Source organism: Flavobacterium gawalongense, assembly GCF_007097265.1.
Lineage (GTDB): Bacteria > Bacteroidota > Bacteroidia > Flavobacteriales > Flavobacteriaceae > Flavobacterium > Flavobacterium gawalongense.
Window position 1 is genome coordinate 1 of record NZ_VJZP01000005.1, and the last position, 18,059, is coordinate 18,059.

Annotated in this window: 17 protein-coding genes; 2 read left to right on the forward strand and 15 right to left on the reverse strand. The window is 34.2% G+C overall.

All coding sequences use genetic code 11. From position 1 onward, the window contains the following. Nucleotides 1-153 precede the first annotated feature (153 nt). From FNW38_RS04275 to FNW38_RS04285, 3 genes are all read right to left on the reverse strand, one after another. Nucleotides 154-2,472 carry a TonB-dependent receptor gene (locus tag FNW38_RS04275; protein ID WP_143386914.1) on the reverse strand — a complete coding sequence of 773 codons (2,319 nt, stop codon included), beginning with the start codon at nucleotides 2,470-2,472 and terminating at the stop codon, nucleotides 154-156. Nucleotides 2,473-3,443: 971 nt separating this feature from the next. After that, entirely contained in the window at nucleotides 3,444-4,367 is a 924-nt protein-coding gene (locus FNW38_RS04280) for a DMT family transporter (RefSeq protein ID WP_143386915.1), read from the reverse strand. Then, nucleotides 4,364-5,227, reverse strand: a complete 864-nt coding sequence (locus FNW38_RS04285; protein WP_143386916.1) for a Rossmann-fold NAD(P)-binding domain-containing protein — start codon at nucleotides 5,225-5,227, stop codon at nucleotides 4,364-4,366. Before FNW38_RS04285 ends, FNW38_RS04280 begins: the two co-directional genes overlap by 4 nt. Before the next feature lie 471 nt (nucleotides 5,228-5,698). Here FNW38_RS04285 and hflX point away from each other — a divergent pair, with 471 nt between their 5' ends. After that, nucleotides 5,699-6,928 (forward strand): GTPase HflX, encoded by a 1,230-nt coding sequence (gene hflX, locus FNW38_RS04290; protein ID WP_143386917.1) that lies wholly within the window; start codon nucleotides 5,699-5,701, stop codon nucleotides 6,926-6,928. A 269-nt stretch (nucleotides 6,929-7,197) separates the two neighbouring features. Here hflX and FNW38_RS04295 read toward each other — a convergent pair whose 3' ends face one another. The 7 genes from FNW38_RS04295 to FNW38_RS04325 all read right to left on the reverse strand — a co-directional run bounded on the left by FNW38_RS04295 (nucleotide 7,198) and on the right by FNW38_RS04325 (nucleotide 11,888). Continuing rightward, the gene (locus FNW38_RS04295; protein ID WP_143386918.1) at nucleotides 7,198-8,046 is read right to left on the reverse strand and encodes a DUF3078 domain-containing protein; all 849 of its coding nucleotides are present in this window, start codon (nucleotides 8,044-8,046) and stop codon (nucleotides 7,198-7,200) included. Between the two features lie 49 nt (nucleotides 8,047-8,095). After that, nucleotides 8,096-8,608, reverse strand: coding sequence for a DUF2480 family protein (locus FNW38_RS04300; protein ID WP_143386919.1), 513 nt, complete (start codon nucleotides 8,606-8,608; stop codon nucleotides 8,096-8,098). Nucleotides 8,609-8,695: 87 nt separating this feature from the next. Further along, nucleotides 8,696-9,019: an SUF system Fe-S cluster assembly protein gene (locus tag FNW38_RS04305; RefSeq protein ID WP_143386920.1), complete on the reverse strand. Its 324-nt coding sequence runs from the start codon at nucleotides 9,017-9,019 to the stop codon at nucleotides 8,696-8,698. Between the two features lie 69 nt (nucleotides 9,020-9,088). Further along, a complete protein-coding gene (locus tag FNW38_RS04310) occupies nucleotides 9,089-9,502 on the reverse strand; it encodes a GxxExxY protein (protein WP_143386921.1) in 414 nt (137 codons plus the stop codon). 151 nt (nucleotides 9,503-9,653) lie between these two features. Beyond that, complete coding sequence (locus FNW38_RS04315) at nucleotides 9,654-10,073, reverse strand: SufE family protein (RefSeq protein ID WP_143386922.1); 420 nt, start codon at nucleotides 10,071-10,073, stop codon at nucleotides 9,654-9,656. Between the two features lie 23 nt (nucleotides 10,074-10,096). Further along, on the reverse strand, nucleotides 10,097-10,531 hold the full coding sequence (locus FNW38_RS04320; protein WP_143386923.1) for a hypothetical protein: 435 nt from the start codon (nucleotides 10,529-10,531) through the stop codon (nucleotides 10,097-10,099). Nucleotides 10,532-10,673: 142 nt separating this feature from the next. Continuing rightward, on the reverse strand, nucleotides 10,674-11,888 hold the full coding sequence (locus FNW38_RS04325; RefSeq protein ID WP_143386924.1) for an aminotransferase class V-fold PLP-dependent enzyme: 1,215 nt from the start codon (nucleotides 11,886-11,888) through the stop codon (nucleotides 10,674-10,676). Nucleotides 11,889-12,141: 253 nt separating this feature from the next. Between FNW38_RS04325 and FNW38_RS04330 the strand changes: the two genes are divergently transcribed. Further along, the gene (locus tag FNW38_RS04330; protein ID WP_144064594.1) at nucleotides 12,142-13,488 is read left to right on the forward strand and encodes a serine hydrolase domain-containing protein; all 1,347 of its coding nucleotides are present in this window, start codon (nucleotides 12,142-12,144) and stop codon (nucleotides 13,486-13,488) included. Nucleotides 13,489-13,560: 72 nt separating this feature from the next. On the opposite strand, the gene sufD is transcribed toward FNW38_RS04330, so the two are convergent. The 5 genes from sufD to FNW38_RS04355 all read right to left on the reverse strand — a co-directional run bounded on the left by sufD (nucleotide 13,561) and on the right by FNW38_RS04355 (nucleotide 18,033). Next, nucleotides 13,561-14,877 carry a Fe-S cluster assembly protein SufD gene (sufD, locus tag FNW38_RS04335; protein ID WP_144064595.1) on the reverse strand — a complete coding sequence of 439 codons (1,317 nt, stop codon included), beginning with the start codon at nucleotides 14,875-14,877 and terminating at the stop codon, nucleotides 13,561-13,563. Between the two features lie 80 nt (nucleotides 14,878-14,957). Next, nucleotides 14,958-15,710: a Fe-S cluster assembly ATPase SufC gene (sufC, locus tag FNW38_RS04340; protein ID WP_144064596.1), complete on the reverse strand. Its 753-nt coding sequence runs from the start codon at nucleotides 15,708-15,710 to the stop codon at nucleotides 14,958-14,960. 42 nt (nucleotides 15,711-15,752) lie between these two features. Beyond that, complete coding sequence (locus FNW38_RS04345) at nucleotides 15,753-16,142, reverse strand: four helix bundle protein (protein ID WP_143386928.1); 390 nt, start codon at nucleotides 16,140-16,142, stop codon at nucleotides 15,753-15,755. Nucleotides 16,143-16,236: 94 nt separating this feature from the next. Further along, entirely contained in the window at nucleotides 16,237-17,685 is a 1,449-nt protein-coding gene (sufB, locus tag FNW38_RS04350; RefSeq protein WP_144064597.1) for a Fe-S cluster assembly protein SufB, read from the reverse strand. 18 nt (nucleotides 17,686-17,703) lie between these two features. Further along, nucleotides 17,704-18,033, reverse strand: coding sequence for a HesB/IscA family protein (locus FNW38_RS04355; RefSeq protein ID WP_039108447.1), 330 nt, complete (start codon nucleotides 18,031-18,033; stop codon nucleotides 17,704-17,706). Nucleotides 18,034-18,059 lie beyond the last annotated feature (26 nt).

Here is an 18,059-nt window from a genome sequence, read left to right on the forward strand (position 1 = left end):
ATCAAATTTCAAGATCAAAAAAATTAAAAACAGCTGTGTTTTTAAGAGAAATACTATTGAATTCTTTTTCGTTTTTTCAAAATTTGTCTATGACGTACAATTCCTGCTGGAGTCAAAGCGGATGTTAGCGTTTTCTTTATTCATTTAGCATGTTTAAAATTTGAAAATCAAATTACAAAACAATTGTCTTCCATGTTGTAAAAATTGTTTTGGACCACCTAATCTAATGTCGGGTTGATAAAATGTGGAATCAAATAGATTCGTAACTAGTAATTGTGTAGTAATTTCGGCATCATATACTTTTATTTTTACATAAGAAAATGTCAAATCAATCTTGGTATAAGATGGAATGGTAATTATTTGCATAATGTCTTTATTTCCATGTTTTGCTTGAATTTCAGAATAATAATTGATTCTTGAATTTATTGTAAAGGTATCAGTTGCATTATAAGTTAAACCTCCGGTTATTCGATGTTTATAAACGCCAAGATTTACAGTACTCGCTCCAGCGTAATCGTCAGCATCTTTTTGAACATAAGAATAACCAATTTCAGTTCTAATTTTTCCTATTTTATAAAACAATTGACTTTCAATGCCAAAGACATTGATTACTTTATCTGAATTTCTGAAACTTGTCGTTGCAGCCGGTTCAATAAAATTTGTTGCTGTATTTTTGTAGGCAACAATATTCATTACTAAATTACTTGTAAACGATTGATTAATTCCAATCTCAAAAGTGTTCATACGTACTGGATCAATTGTAGCAGTCTTATTGTTTATCGATAAATTACCAAGTTCAAAAATAGTAGGTTCACGAAAAGCCTGTCCAAAAAGGAATTTTATTGAAGTTTTCTGAAATGGGGTATAAACCAAACCACTGCGAAAGGTAAAAATGGATTTATAAATATTGTGATAATCAAATCGTCCGCCCAGTGTGAGATAAAATTTATCAAAAAGTGTTTTTTGCAATTGTAAAAACAGTGAATTTTTATACTGACGGAAAAAGGGTTTACGCATGCTATTATCAATAGAACGGGTTTCGTTAAAATCAGGATTTAATCTATCTGTAGAAAGCGCTATGCCTAATAAATCAAACATATCAAAAGTATACCCCCCGATAATAGATAAAGTTTGACTTGGAACATAATTTAATTGTATATTTCCTTTGTATCTTTTTGAACCTGAACTCGATTGCTGTGAATAGATATCCATAAAATTTTCTTGTATTTCTTGATCCGTAAGCGGTAAGTCCGGATTATGTCCGTTTTTTACAAGAGTATCATAAATAGCTTTGTTAAAAGAAGTGTTTAATCCCCAGAATCTTTCTTTATAAAATTGAAGCTCTGTATTAATTTTAAGTTTGGCAGTAATTACTTTGTCCATTCCGGCATAATACAAGGCTAATTGGCGGTAATCGTATTGCGCTTTATAGTCTAACGTTATATTTTCAAGTCCTCTACTGCCTCTAAGTTCGTATCCCTCTATTCCCACATAAAACCCTTTGTAAGAAATTTTTGCAGCATATGGAAGCGACCAGCTAGTCTGTTCAAATTGTTGGTTTACGGGAAATGCTTTAGCCGGAACTCCTTGTCTGAAATTTATGGTATCTTTTATAAAATCTTTATAATCCCAAAGATCACTGCGAAAATATCGAAAACTCCCACTAATACGAAAATCATTTAAATTTTTTCCAAAAACGATACTATGAGATTGAGTTTGTTGTGTTCCAATTCCAGCATGATACTCTGTTGCATTAAAATCAGCGGAATCATTTTTTGTGATGATATTAATAACGCCAACCAGAGCATTTGCACCATAAAGAGCAGAAGCCGGGCCTTGCAGAATTTCAACCTGTTTTATGTTATGTGTTGCAAATTGCGTTGCAATAAATGTTTCGGAAGCTATTAAATTTTGCATTTCTCTTCCGTTGACCAACAGTAGCGTTTGTGAAAAATTACTTAAAAAACCACGTTGTCCGCCAAAAGCAAAATGGTCGGTTCTTATAGCTACCACACCCGGAACGTTTTCCAATAAACTGGTTAAATCAGTGTAACCGTTTTCAATAATATCTTTTTCAGTGACAACATAAATTGTTGCCGGTGCAATTTTCTTATTTTCTGATTTTTTCGAAGCAGTTATAACTTCAATATTCATTAGTTCATCCAAACTGAGTTCAAACAAGTCAGTATCAGCAATCAATGTCATGTTTAAATCTACCACATCATCGGTAATTTCAACCACTTGGACTTTAAAATTTTCTTTTGCAAATTCAAGTGTTCCATAAGCTGCCGGCACTTCAATTGAATAGGCACCAGTCGCAGCTGTAAAAGTTTTTAGGTCTGTATTTTTTACGCTAACTTTTACACTTTCAATAGGTCTGTTTGTTTTGTCGGTTATTACCCCAGTTACTATTCGTTGTGCAAATGCTATATTCACTGTGAGAACCAATATAATAAGTAAAGACTTTTTCATAATTTCTTTTTTCAGTTATGACTAAGTAATCTCAATTAACGCTATAAAATATTTTCTTCTGTTACCTTTTAAATAACCACTAACTTTGGCACGTTTTGGACGATGGATTTGTTCAATCTCCATTTTTTTGAATTCAACGGTCTTGAAAAAGAGTTTTATCGTATTTACAATTTGGTTTCGATAGTATGCCGATAAATTGTTTTTAAGGATGAAGTTAGTATTCTAAAGTATCACATCCTCGGTGATTTCGGCAACTGTTTTTTCATTGAAGAAAACCAAAAACGATTTTAATGTTTCAGTATAAGTCGTGCTGTAACCATAGCGTTTGGATAGTAACCAGTGTTCAAATTTTTCTATTTGTGTCCTTACTTTCTATAGATGGAAGTTTAGGACTTTCTTCTTCTATCTTGAAAATAATTTTATTATCGGATGTATCGGGCAAGTGCCAAGCATCCAAAGTCAGGCTCCATCTTGCGCCTTATTGTTGTCTCATACTTGGAATCAAATCCGCTTTCTTATAAATAAACCGCGAACCGATTTTCACTTCAGTGTTTTATAGGTTTCGCTGTTGAAACTTTTTTTGGTTTTGGCGTATTAAAGTTAGTGAATTTTTTGTTTAGGATCGTTGCTTTTCTGATAAAAATGGATAAAAAAGAAGCCAAAAAAAGACTTCTCAATTAAAATCGTAATTTAATAGTTGCAAAATTTAAAATACGATTGATGAAAATAATTATTTTTCCCGTTTGTTTTCTGGGATAATAAGTCGATTTTGCGTCAACTTATTTCAGGACGGGACATTTTAGAAGATCCAAAAAGATTGGATTATTGATAAAGCTGAAATAGACCAACTATCATTTTTTTGACACCTTGTTTTGGGGAAAAATAAAACGCAAATAGCTAATTAAAAAATAGATATAAATTTAGAATCATCGAATTTTATTTTATCGGTCAATAATGACAAATAATATATTTTATTTACGGCCTTTTCTCAAGGAATAATTCACCATATACAATCCGCTTAATGTAACTGTGCCACCTATTGCAATGGCAGTTGTAAGAGATTCACCAAAAATTACAGAACCTAAAATTACTGCAATAATTGGATTGATGTATGCGTAGATACTACTTATTTCTGCAGGTAGGTTTTGAAGCGCATAGATAAAGGCAATGAAAGTAAGCACAGAACCAAAAACAACTAAATAAGCGATGGACCACCACGAAATGGCTGGAATAGAACTTAAACTGACAGATGTGCCGGTTGCTCCTGTATAAGCAAAAAGCAAAATACTGGACAGGAACATTTGTAATCCTAAACTAAAATAAGGATTAAAACTAGCTGCTTTTTTCTTAGTGTATAAAGATCCAAATGCCCAGGTTAGAGTAGAAATAATCGAAATGAAAATCCCAAATCTAAAATCAGGAATCAAGAAATCATTTAAATGGTCGTAGAAGATAACACAAACGCCACCAAAACTGACGATCAAACCAATAACGGCTAATCGTGCCAATCGTTCGCCTCTAAAAAAAGTAATAATCACAATCCATAAAGGGACAATAGCTCCAATGATAGCTCCCAGTCCGCTACTGATGTATTTTACACCCCAAGTGCTTAATCCGTTACTTAAAACAAAATTAAGAATGCTTAAAATAATGATGGTTTTCCATTGTTTCCCTTTTGGCCAAGGTGTTTTCTTGAATAAGAAAAACGAAATATACAGAAACCCGCCAATGAATTGTCTGATGGCGGCAAGTTGTAATGCAGGCATGTGTTTTACGCCTTCTTTTGAAGCAATCCAGGTGGTGCCCCAAAAAAAACTGACCCAACACAAAGCTAATATGGGTAATCCAATGGCATTAACTTTAGACGAAAAAGCGTTTTTAATTTTAGTTCTCACGTTATAAATTTGGTAAAAGTATAGCCCAAAACGGTTTCAATTTTTTTACTTAAAATGGTTTTCCCAATTGATGGTTTCGAATGATTAAATTTTGGTAAAGCCAAATTCAAATCAATTGCTTTTTGCGTATAATAAACGGAACGGGAAGGATGGGAGGGAGCTACTGCATTGAAGGTTTCGTTCCAAGAATTGTTTTCAATAATTTTCAGAATAATACCTATACAATCTTTCTGATGAATTAGATTTATTGGGGCATCTGGATTATCTAGGTTTTCTCTTCCCGATAAAAATTTTACAGGTTGACGATCTTCACCGATCAAACCACCAAAGCGAAGAACAGTAGTTTTGAAATGTTCATTGCTTTGCAAGAGCTGCTCTGTCTCTAGTAATTGTTTGCCGCCTTCGGTATCCGGTTTCGGAATTGTTTCTTCAGTTACAAATGGTTCGGCATCATTATAAACGGATGTGGAACTGATGAAAAGCACGTTTTTAACAGATGATTTTTCTATAAACGGAATTAAGATTGCTATTTTCTTAACGAATGTCTTCTCGAGCGCTCCCGAAGCATCGGGAGAGAGACCTTTAGCGTTTCCTCTCAATTTGGGTGGAATATCGATAATCAAAGTCGTACTTTTCTGTAAAAAAGAGTCAATAGTCCCCGAAATACTTTTGCTGTCAAGCGCCCCTTCGACTGCGCTCAGGGTGACATTTATTAAAAAAGGATTAATCCCAGAATTTTTTAATCCTGAAATTTTCTCCACCGTAGTCGTCGATCCATTCACGGAAAAGCCATTTCCTAACAAGGCTTTCGCCAAAGGTAAACCCAACCAACCACAACCCAGAATGCTAATTTTTGTCATTTCTATTTTAAATTTTTTAAATCACGGCTCGTCATTCCATCTGGTTTGTCATCCTGTGTTTGTTCTTTGAAAGAATTGAATTGATTTGAAGTAAATTCATCATAAACGTTTCAACAGTAGAAAGGAAAAGATAAAAATTAAAACGTGTCATTGGTCAAAAGTACTGTTCACAATGGGTACTCCTTTCTCTATCTGCGCTAAACTTGGACGATTTATTAGACATTGTAGCCTGTATTTTGGATTGATAAGTCAAAAGTAGTTTTCTTACGTTTACTCTTTTTTTCTAAAAACAAAGTTATGATAAAAACAATGATTATGCTGGTATTGACATCTCAAAATTAAGTTTTGATGTTTCCATTTGTCATAGTGCTTTCGCAAAAAACTATCATTATTCACGCCTTCTGACTTTTTATAAACTCAGAACTCCATAAGTCCCTCACAAATCATTAAATTTGTAGCTTATTCAAAGACATGTTAGAAAAAGAAGTAATAAATTTCGAAAAAACGGCTATAGTTGGTATTGTAACTCAAAATCAAAGTGAAGAGAAACTAAACGAATATCTTGACGAATTAGAGTTTTTGACCTTTACCGCTGGGGGCCAAGTGGTAAAACGTTTTTCGCAAAAAATGGAACGCCCAAATCCCAAGACTTTTGTTGGAACAGGAAAAATAGAGGAAATCAATCTTTTTGTAAAAGAGAATGATATCTCGACTTTGGTATTTGATGATGAATTGTCACCTTCCCAACAAAAAAATATATCTAAAATTATCGATTGTAAAATCCTAGATAGAACGCACCTAATCCTTGATATTTTTGCACAACGTGCCGAAACTTCGTATGCGAGAACGCAAGTAGAATTAGCGCAATGTCAATATTTATTACCAAGACTTTCGGGAATGTGGACTCACTTAGAGCGTCAAAAAGGGGGAATTGGAATGCGTGGACCCGGGGAAACCGAGATTGAAACAGACAGACGTATCGTTCGTGATCGGATAGCTTTATTGAAAGATAAAATAAAAACCATCGACAAACAAATGGGCGTGCAACGCGGCAATCGTGGCGCCATGGTTCGTGTCGCTTTAGTAGGTTATACCAATGTTGGGAAATCAACTTTAATGAATGCCGTTGGGAAAAGCGATGTTTTTGTAGAGAACAAACTTTTTGCAACACTGGACACAACCGTTCGAAAAGTAGTGATTAAAAATTTACCTTTCTTGCTTTCAGATACAGTAGGATTTATTAGGAAATTGCCAACACAATTGGTAGATTCTTTCAAAAGTACGTTGGATGAGGTTCGTGAAGCTGATTTGTTATTGCATGTGGTGGATATTTCGCACCCTGAATTTGAAGATCATATCGCATCGGTAAATCAAACTTTATTGGATATCAAAGCGAATGATAAACCCGTTATTATGGTTTTCAATAAAATCGATGCGTACAAGCATTTGACTATTGATGAGGATGATTTAATGACCGAAAAAACGCCAAGACACTACACATTAGAAGAATGGAAATCGACATGGATGAGTCGCGTAGGCGAACAAAATGCTTTGTTTATTTCGGCAACAAAAAAAGAGAATTTTGAGGAATTTAGGGAACGTGTTTATGAAGCGGTAAGACAAATTCACATCACCCGTTTTCCTTACAATAAGTTTTTATATCCTGATTATAAAGACGCGGTTGAAAAAGAGGAAGAATAATCCTCACCCCTCCCGACGCTTCGGGACTCTCCAAAGGAGAGGGAGAAAGAGCAAAAAAAATCCCTTTTGACTATTTCAAAAGGGATTTTTTTGTCAAACGCTGTTTTTTAGAAACCATAATTACCCCACTGGCGCTCGTTTATCCACGTTCTCTGGTGCTCGTCTGTGACGAGTGCCTACTTAAATTAAAAGACAAATTGTAGCGTTTGCAACGCGGATGGCTAAAACAGGAGTAACTCTAAAGGTCTTTTTTATAAAAATGCGTTTTTTTAGAAACCGTAATTTACCCCTAAACCAAAGACTTCTCTTACCTGAACTGCTTGTATGGAATTGTCGTCATATATTGCCTGTACGGCTACATTAGCCGACAAGTATTTGTTGATTCTCATAATCACATTCATTTGGTAATCGACATCAACATTTTGCGGATTTTCCAAATAATTAGAATATAAATTTAATCTGTTTTCTATGGACACATTTGTCATTACGTTAAATTTATAATATGCTGAAATACTTGCGCCAAATTCAAATCGGGAAGAGTCGCCTTGTAATACACCAAAGGAAGGACCAAATTCAGTAAAATGGGGGTGAACTAAAATTAATTTTGCGGTAGCGGGAGAAAAATTAACACTTAAGTTATTGCTTTTTTTCCACCACATTCCGGGTCCAAATTGAAAATAAGCAGGGGAGAAAAAATGAGAAATTCGTGTTCCATTTTTATCAAAGCCAGAATCCATTTGTGTTTTAAAATTAAAAAACAGGGAATAGTACCATTCTCCTTTGGTCTTCTTACCCCAAAGCGAGTTCAATTCTAAACGATCATCCGTCTTAGCTGTTTTTTCGGCTCCTTTTATTTTGCTTAAACCGTAAGCCAGGATGAACTTATTATCCCAGACTACATCACCATTTTTATAATTGAAATCGTAATTAAGACCAAAATTTCCCGCAACGTTTGAAGTTCCACCGCCAAGCCATTGTTTGTTGTAAGAGGATTGATTAAAAAGCAAAGAAAAATTTCCTTTTTTTATCCAAAGTTTCGTGGTGTCTGTTGCCGTTTCCTGTGCATTAATAGCAATTACTACTAAAAATAACACTAAAGAAAACACTGTTTTTTTCATGTCTTTATATTTTAAATTCTATCGTCAAAGTATAAATAAACGTAATACACTACTCTTTTTTATTCGCTTTGTACAATGGAACGGCAGAACACGCTTCGCCATACATAATACTTCGTGCAAAAGGTTGTAGGTAATGCGCTGCTAATACGTAAGCCCGCATCGGGACCGGTTTTCTGGAGCATCCTTTTATAATAACAGGCTTATTTTCATAAACCGAATAATCAATTTTAGGCAACAATTCTTCATAAAGCGAAGCGTCTAAATCTTCCAAAGTTCCGTTGATGATTTTCTTTGCAAATGGTGCTAATTGAATGGCGACTAAAATAGATGCCCAAGCAGGAACAATCGCATCAGTACTGCAATTAATAGCAACGTATTGATCTTGATATTGTGACCAATCGTGATTTTTCAGCTGCTCTCTAAAGTCTTTTTCTTTCAATAAAAATCCTTCTAAAAGCCATTGCGAAATGTCTATTTGTATACGAATTCCCTTTGGATAATAATCTTCGAGATCGAAAACTTCCAAGACACTATTCGCAACTTTGTTTATTATTTCTTCCATTTTTTAAATATTCAGTGTTCAGTGTTCGGTTTTTTAGTATTCAGTTAGTAACTGACCACTAAAAAACTGACCACTGACCACTTTTTGCTAAAGCATTCCCAATTCTAATTTTGCTTCTTCGCTCATTAAATCTTTACTCCAAGGCGGATCGAAAGTAATTTCTACTTCAGCATCTTTTACATTGTCGATTGATTTTACTTTTTCTTCCACTTCTCTTGGTAAACTTTCTGCAACTGGACAGTTTGGTGAGGTAAGTGTCATCAGGATTTTTACTTCATAATCGGTATTGACCATTACGTCATAAATCAATCCTAATTCGTAAATATCTACAGGAATCTCCGGATCGTAAATAGTCTTTAATATTTTTACGATTGATTCTCCTAATTCGGCAGTGTCTATTTGTTGTTCCATGTTTTTTAACAATTTATTTTTTATTATTTTTTTAAACCATATAAGGAAAATAAGTTCATTAAAGGTTTTTTATTCTTCCTCTAATCTTCTGTATAATTCGTTAACGTAGGTTTTTTGTCCTTCATTGTAAATATTTACAACATTATAATTTATCATTAATCCAATTGGTGATTCCAAAAGATTCATATAAGACATTAATTTTGCAACGTGAATTGGTAAAACCTTGTCAGAGGCTTTAAGTTCTAATACCAAACATTTTTCAATAAATAAATCACATCTTAAATCAGATTCTAATTCTAAACCTTTGTATTCAATTGGAATTGTTAATTTAGATTGAAAATTAATTCCTCTCAAAGATAATTCCTTAATCATACATTTATGATAAATACTTTCTAAAAGACCAGGTCCTAAATGTTTATGCACTTCTATTGCAGCTCCATTAACTCGGTAAACTAAATCTTTCAAGTATTTTTTTGTAACCATATGTAAAATTAAATTTTAAAAAGTAACGAAAGTTTATTTGAAATTATGTTGGGCACTTATAAATAGTATAACCTTTTTAAGTTATTTACTATCTTCTTAAATGACCTTAAAAGAACTTTTATGTTTTAAAAAAAATCTAAAAGGTTTTAAATCAATTCTTCGTGTTGAATGCCAAAGCATACATTTTTATATTTTTTATCATGGATACCAATCCATTGGCACGAGTAGGGGATAAATGCTCTTTTAAACCTATTTCGTCAATAAAACTCATGTCGGCTTCCAGAATATCGGAGGCTTTTTGATTCGAAAAAGTGCGGATTAATATCGCAATAATCCCTTTGGTTAAAATGGCATCGCTGTCGGCAGTGAAAACAATTTTATCGTCTTTTTTCTCTCCCTGCAACCAAACTTTTGATTGACAACCTTTAATCAGATTGTTTTCTGTTTTGAATTCTTCTTTTATCAAAGGAAGATTTTTTCCTAATTCGATGATGTATTCATAACGTTCCATCCAGTCGTCAAACATAGAAAACTCATCAACGATTTCTTCTTGTATGTCTTTAATTTTCATAGTATGCTGAATTTATTTCAGTATTATTCTTTTTTAGCAAATGAAGTTATTTTATTTACGAATTTCTTAATTTGTTTCGGTGGGAAACCATGATCAAAACTAGTCGTTTCATAGGCTTTGTCTTTGTAGGTGATTTTCAGATTGGCGATGGCGGCACCGTCATAAAAACGTTTTTCAGTAGGCGCTTTTAATCTTGCCAAACTATCCAATTCTACTGTTTTAAAACATTCTACTAGTTCTTTCCAGTCGGCATCAGCTATTTTTGTTGGTACCGGTTTGTCGTTTCCGCTTCTATCTTTTGAAACAGTGACCATCTGATTTTTCACTGTTATTTTTTGATAAAAACCTCTGGTATTGGCTTCATATTCAATTACAGCATTGCTAATTTCTTGTGCTTTGGCACTGTCACAACCTTTTCCAAGAAAAATAGTCAGGAACAATAAAGATAGTATTTTCATGTGTAGATAATATTTGTTTTTTATAGGAACATGGTATCGCCATTCTTCGTTATTGTTTATCTCACAGCACTTTTATTATTAGCTGTGTTCGATGATTTTCAATTGTGATTTCGAATCATGGCGATTTCATGATTTAAAATTTTTAAGACAACATGAGTTGCGCTTTTTTAATAGCTTCAACCATAACGTCAATTTCTTCTTTGGTATTATAAAAAGCAAATGAAGCTCTTATCGTTCCTGGAATACAAAAGAAATTCATAATCGGTTGTGCACAATGATGACCCGTTCTTACGGCTATTCCTAATTTGTCAATTATCGTACCAATATCATACGGATGAATTCCTTCAATATTAAACGAAACTACAGAAGTTTTTGCTGCCGATGTTCCAAAAATCTTCAAACCTTCAATTTCCAGTAAGCGTTGCGTTGCATGCTCCAGTAATTCTTTTTCTTGCTGTTGAATGTTTTCAAAGCCAACTTCATTCAAATAATCAACTGCAGTTCCCAGAACAATTCCTCCGGCAATATTTGGGGTTCCAGCTTCAAATTTATGGGGTAAATCAGCATAAGTCGTTTTTTCGAAAGTCACTTCCTTAATCATTTCGCCTCCACCTTGATACGGCGGTAATTTATTCAACCACGCTTCTTTTCCGTATAAAATTCCCGTTCCTGTTGGACCACACATTTTATGTCCTGAAAAAGCATAAAAATCACAATCTAATTCCTGAACATTTGGTTTCAAATGCGGAACGGCTTGTGCTCCATCAATCAAAATCGCTGCTCCAACTTCATGTGCTTTGTCAATCATATATTTAATTGGATTGACAGTTCCTAATGCATTCGAAATATGGTTTACGGTTACAACTTTAGTTTTATTCGAAAGTAATTTATCATATTCTGACATCATCAATTCGCCATCGGCATTCATTGGAATTACGCGCAAAGTCGCTCCTGTTTTCTCACATAACATTTGCCAAGGCACAATATTGCTGTGGTGTTCCAATGCTGAAACTAAAACTTCATCACCCGGTTTTAAAATCGAAGCAAAACCATTGGTAACCAAATTAATTCCGTGTGTTGTTCCCGAAGTAAAAAGTACTTCATGGGCAAATTTGGCATTGATATGATTTTGAATTTTACCACGTGAAATCTCGTAGGCATCGGTTGCTAATTGACTCAAAGTGTGAACGCCACGATGAATATTAGCATTAATTTCCTGATAATATTTTGAAATCGCATCAATCACAACTTGTGGTTTTTGCGAAGTAGCTCCGTTGTCGAAATAAACTAACGGCTTTCCGTTTACTTTCTGGGAAAGGATTGGGAAGTCGGCTCTAATTTTATTTATATCTAACATTTTATCTGCTTGTTTTTATTGTTTTTTATTGGTCAGATAGAACGCCAATAATTAACATTTTTTAGATAACCCAATTTGCTATTGGCGTTTCATTATTTAGAATTTTTCTAAATACAAAAGTAATAAAAACTAAATTGTTTTAGCCATGAATTCACCAATTTACTTCTATTAATTTCAGGGTTCTTATTAAAATAAAATTCGTGAATTTGTGACTAAAAAATAATTATATTGCATTATTTTTCAATTAGCTACTATGAAAAAATTTTTCAGGTTTGTTGGTTTTACCTCTTTTATTGGGGTTTTTTATTTTGGATTCACCACGTATCCTAAACTGGATTTAATTTCTGGCTTTTCAGCCAAAAGTATCGCTTCGGGACATTTTATTGATAATCGTTCTCAGGAAATGATTGAGAAAGGCGACAATGATATCGATATGATTGATTTGGCCAACAACAAAATTGAAGCTGTCGGAAAATATGCAGCCGCTTCGGTTTATGGTTTGAAAGAGCGAAAAGCGATTTACCGTGAAGGTTTGGGAGCGACTTTGATCAACGATGATTTTGATGTTTCAAAACGATATGAAGTTCCCAAAAGAATAAAATTGAACAATAATTTGCCTTTTCCGTATGGCAATAACGAACCCAAAGACACTGTTTTTAGCAATGTTGATTATACTAAATTAAATGCGGCTGTCGCCAATGCTTTTGATGCAAAAGGCGAAATCAAAAAAAGAACCCGTTCTGTTTTAGTAATTTATAAAGACAAAATCATAGCCGAAAAATATGATCGGGGTTTCGATAAAAATAGTAAATTATTGGGATGGTCCATGACTAAAAGTATCACGAGCGCGTTATTTGGAATCCTTCAAAAACAAGGAAAATACGATATTTACAAACCGGCTCCCATTGTGGAATGGCAAAATGACGAGCGCAAAATCATCACCACAAACGATTTGATTCACATGAATTCCGGTTTGGAATGGGAAGAGAAATACGATAAAATTTGCGATGCGACCAAAATGCTTTTTCAGGCCGAAGATATGTCACGCGTACAACTGGAGAAACCTGCCGCATTCAAACCGAATACCCATTGGAATTATTCTTCGGGAACGACGAATTTACTTTCTGGGATTTTACGACAACAGTTCAAAACATATAAGGAATACTTAGATTTTTGGTATTCGGCATTGATTGATAAAATAGGAATGAACTCCATGATTGTAGAAACCGATATGGTGGGGAATTATGTAGGCTCTTCTTACGGTTGGGCAACGACTAGAGATTGGTCAAAATTTGGGTTGTTGTATTTACACAAAGGCAACTGGAATGGAGAACAAATTCTGGAGGAGAGTTGGGTAAAATATTCAGCAACTCCAACGAATACTTCTAAAGGCGAATATGGCGCACACTTTTGGCTCAATGCGGGAGGAAGATACAAAGATGTTCCTAGAGATATGTATTTCTGTAGTGGTTATCAAGGACAGATGGTTGCGATTATCCCGTCTTTGAATTTAGTAATTGTTAGAATGGGTTTAAAAGAAGATCCTGGATTTGATTTTAATGGGATGTTGAGTGGGATTATTGAGAGTTTGGAGAAATAATGGTATAAAAAACCCTTTCAGAGTTTTAAACTCTAAAAGGGTTACTATGACAATTTCTTTCTTCGTAATGACTTACAAATCAAATCCCAATTTCACGCCTAATTTATTGGCGATAATAGTGGTAATTCGTTTTTTGAGTTCCGGTATTTTGATGTTTTCGATAACAGCATTCGAGAACGCATACATCAATAATGCTTTGGCTTCTTTTTTAGGAATTCCGCGTTGTTGCATGTAGAACATTGCTGTTTCGTCCAATTGTCCAACAGTACATCCGTGAGAACATTTTACGTCATCAGCAAAAATTTCCAATTGTGGTTTTGCATTTATAGTCGCTTTGTCGCTCAATAAAATATTGTTGCTTTTTTGGAATGCATTCGTTTTTTGAGCTTCTTTCTCCACATATACTTTTCCGTTGAAAACGCCTGTAGAACGATCAGAATAGATTCCTTTATAATCCTGAAAACTTTCGCAATTTGGAGTCGAGTGCTTCACCAAAGTATAATGATCTACGTGTTGCTTTTCGCCAATAATTGTTATTCCATTCAATGTACTTGTCAATCGTTCACCAAAGTGATAAAAATTCAAGTTGTTTCTCGTTAAGTTTCCTCCAAAAGAAAAAGTATGTACTGAAACGTGGCTTTCTTTTTGTTGAGAAACGTAGGTGTTGTCAATTAGATTTGCTTCAAGCGTATCGTTTTGAATTTTGTAATAATCAACGATAGCGCGTTTTTGGGCAAAAATCTCGGTAACGGAATTCGTCAACACGGGATTTTCGTTCAAACTTTGATGGCGCTCGATAATTTGAACATGAGAATTCTCCCCAACAATCACTAAGTTTCTTGGTTGGACCAAAAGAGCCGCTTCATTTCCTGTTGAGAAATACATAATCTCAATAGGCTTGTCAGTCACTTTACTTTTTGGGATGTGGATATATGCTCCTTCATTGGCGAAAGCCGTATTCAAAGAAGTCAAACTTTCGTCTTTACTCGCTATTTTATTAAAAAAGGTATCAATGATCATTTTGTATTTTGGTTTGGTCAATGCCGAAGACATCAAACAAACATCAATTCCGTCGTGTGTTGTTGACGATAAATGCGAACTGAAAACGCCATCAATAAACACCACTTTATAAGTGTCTATTTCGTGTAAAAAGTATTTTTTTACTTGGTTAAATTCAACTGCATTGTCTTGTTTAGGAAATACGGTAAAGTCATTTTTTAAGATGGCACTTAGCGAAGTATATTTCCAAGCTTCGTCTTTTTTGGTTGGGAAACCTTTATTTTCAAAGTTTTTTATGGCCGAAGTTCTCACATCATGAAGTTCAGATTGAACATCGATGCGCTCTTCGAAAGCCATAAAAGACGATAGTAATTTTTCTTTTAATTCCATTATTTTATTGTTTAAAGTTTAAGGTTTAAAAGTTTAAAGTTATCTCGTGGCAACTTTAAACTTTAAACTTTAAACAAAATTTATGCTTCTTGTTCTTGTTTAATCCAGTCGTATCCTTTTTCTTCCAGTTCGTGCGCTAATGCTGCCCCACCGGATTTTACAATTTTTCCGTTGTAAAGAACATGAACAAAATCAGGAACGATATAATCTAATAGTCTTTGATAGTGCGTGATAACGATGATTGCATTTTTGTCGCTTTTTAGTTTGTTAACGCCATTAGCAACAATTCGTAACGCATCAATATCAAGTCCAGAATCGGTTTCATCAAGAATAGCCAATTTTGGTTCCAGCATCGCCATTTGGAAAATTTCGTTACGTTTTTTCTCACCACCAGAAAATCCTTCGTTTAGAGAACGAGAAAGAAATTTTCTGTCGATTTCCAATAACTCTGATTTCTCACGAATCACTTTTAGCATTTGGTTGGCTGGCATTTCTTCCTGACCGTTTGCTTTACGAGTTTCGTTGATAGCTGTTCTCATGAAGTTGGTTACCGAAACTCCTGGAATCTCCACTGGATATTGAAACGATAAGAACACCCCTTTGTGTGCTCTTTCTTCTGGGGCTAAATCAGAAAGGTCTTCTCCATCTAAAGAGATTTCACCTTCGGTTACTTCGTAGTTTTCGTTTCCTGCAATGATTGAAGCAAGTGTGCTTTTTCCAGCACCGTTTGGCCCCATTATCGCGTGAATTTCTCCAGCTTTTACTTCAAGGTTAATCCCTTTTAATATTTCTTTGTCTCCAATGGAGGCGTGTAAATTTTTTATACTTAACATTTGTTTCTTTGGTTTAAAGTTTAAAGTTTAAAGTTCTCGTGTTTACTGAAACTTGGTGCCTTTAAAATCTTTCTTGTTTAAATATGATATAAAATTGTTTATTTTTCCGCTTAAATTCTCGTAATCAATTCTTAAAATATTGAATTTTTCTTCATTGATATAATTGTAATCAAAAACTCGGTATAATTGTGACCTAGATTCTCCAGCCGAACCTTTAGCAATTGACAAAAACTGTCTGAATTCTAAATTTCCATTTCTTTCAAATCCTTCAGCAATATTATCCATTACAGAACCGGATGATGCTTTTATTTGATCTCTAAACCTAAAATCATTTTTTAAATCTGATTCTATAGAAATAATATGAATTTCTTTGGCCAGTCGTCTGGCTTCCTTCCAAATTTCTAAATCTTCAAATCTAGTTACTGTCGCCATTCAATATTTTGTTTAAAGTTTAAAGTTTTTCTTTGTTTAAAGTTGTCAGTCGTTTCCGGTTATACAACGTTAAACCTTAAACTTTAAACAAATTTTATCCGACCGAACCTTCCAAACTAATCTCCAGTAACTTTTGTGCTTCTACTGCGAATTCCATTGGCAACTTATTCAATACATCTTTACTGAAACCGTTTACGATTAAGGCAATGGCTTTTTCGGTTGGAATTCCACGTTGGTTGCAATAGAAAACTTGGTCTTCGCCAATTTTACTTGTCGTAGCCTCATGTTCAATTTTTGCCGTTGGATTTTTACTTTCTATATAAGGGAAGGTATGTGCTCCACAATTGTTCCCCATTAATAAGGAATCACATTGTGAAAAGTTTCTGGCATTATCCGCTCTAGCGCTAATTTGCACTAAACCACGGTAGCTGTTTTGTGATTTTCCTGCAGAAATTCCTTTAGAAATAATAGTCGATTTAGTGTTTTTACCTAAATGGATCATTTTGGTTCCTGTATCGGCTTGTTGAAAATTATTGGTAACAGCAATTGAATAAAATTCGCCTACTGAATTATCTCCTTTTAAAATAACAGAAGGATATTTCCAAGTTATGGCAGAACCAGTTTCTACTTGAGTCCAAGAAATTTTTGCATTTTTCTCACACAAACCTCTTTTGGTTACAAAATTGAAAACCCCGCCTTTACCTTCTTTATTTCCAGGATACCAATTTTGAACAGTAGAATATTTTATTTCGGCATCGTCTAATGCAATTAATTCTACTACTGCAGCGTGCAATTGATTCTCATCACGACTTGGAGCGGTACAACCTTCTAAGTAAGAAACATAACTACCTTCGTCAGCAACTAATAATGTTCGCTCGAATTGTCCTGTTCCAGCCTGATTGATTCTAAAATAAGTAGAAAGTTCCATTGGACAACGAACGCCTTTTGGAATATAACAGAAAGAACCATCAGAGAAAACTGCCGAATTTAGGGCAGCATAAAAATTATCTTTTTGTGGCACAACCGTTCCTAAATATTTACGAACTAATTCTGGATGCTCTTTGATGGCTTCGGAAATACTCATAAAGATAATTCCTTTCTCCCCTAATGTTTTCTTGAAAGTAGTCGCTACTGAAACCGAATCAACTACGATATCCATAGCTACATTATTCATCATCTTTTGCTCATCAACAGAGATACCTAACTTTTTATACATTTCTAAAAGTTCAGGATCTACATCGTCCAATGTTTTATTAGGATCTACTGCTTTTGGAGCTGAATAATAGGAAATGGCCTGAAAATCAGGTTTAGTATAATGTACATTAGCCCATTCTGGCTCTGTCATTTGCTCCCAAGCACGAAAAGCCTCAAGACGCCAATCAGTCATCCATTGAGGTTCTCCTTTTTTGTGTGAAATAGCCCTAACGATATCTTCATTTAAACCAATAGGAAACGTTTCTGATTCTAATTCGGTATAAAATCCGTATTCGTATTCTTTGTTTTCGAGTTCGATTTTTAAGTCGTCTTCGGTATATTTTGACATATTTTTTTATTTAATGTTTTACAGAGAAAATGATTCTCCACATCCACAAGTTCTATTGGCATTTGGGTTATTGAAAACAAATCCTTTACCATTTATTCCTCCCGAAAATTCTAATATTGTTCCGGCTAAGTACAGAAAAGATTTTTTTTCTACAGCGATAGTGATATCGTTGTCTACAAAAATTTTATCGTCTTCGCTTTTTGTTTTATCAAATTTTAAATCATAAGACAATCCAGAACATCCGCCGCTTTTTACACCAACTCTTACGTAGTCGATTGCAGCATCAAAACCATCATCTTTCATTAGATCGATGATTTTTTTTCTTGCAGTGTCAGAAACTTTTATCATAGCTTATATTGATTTTGTCTAAATTA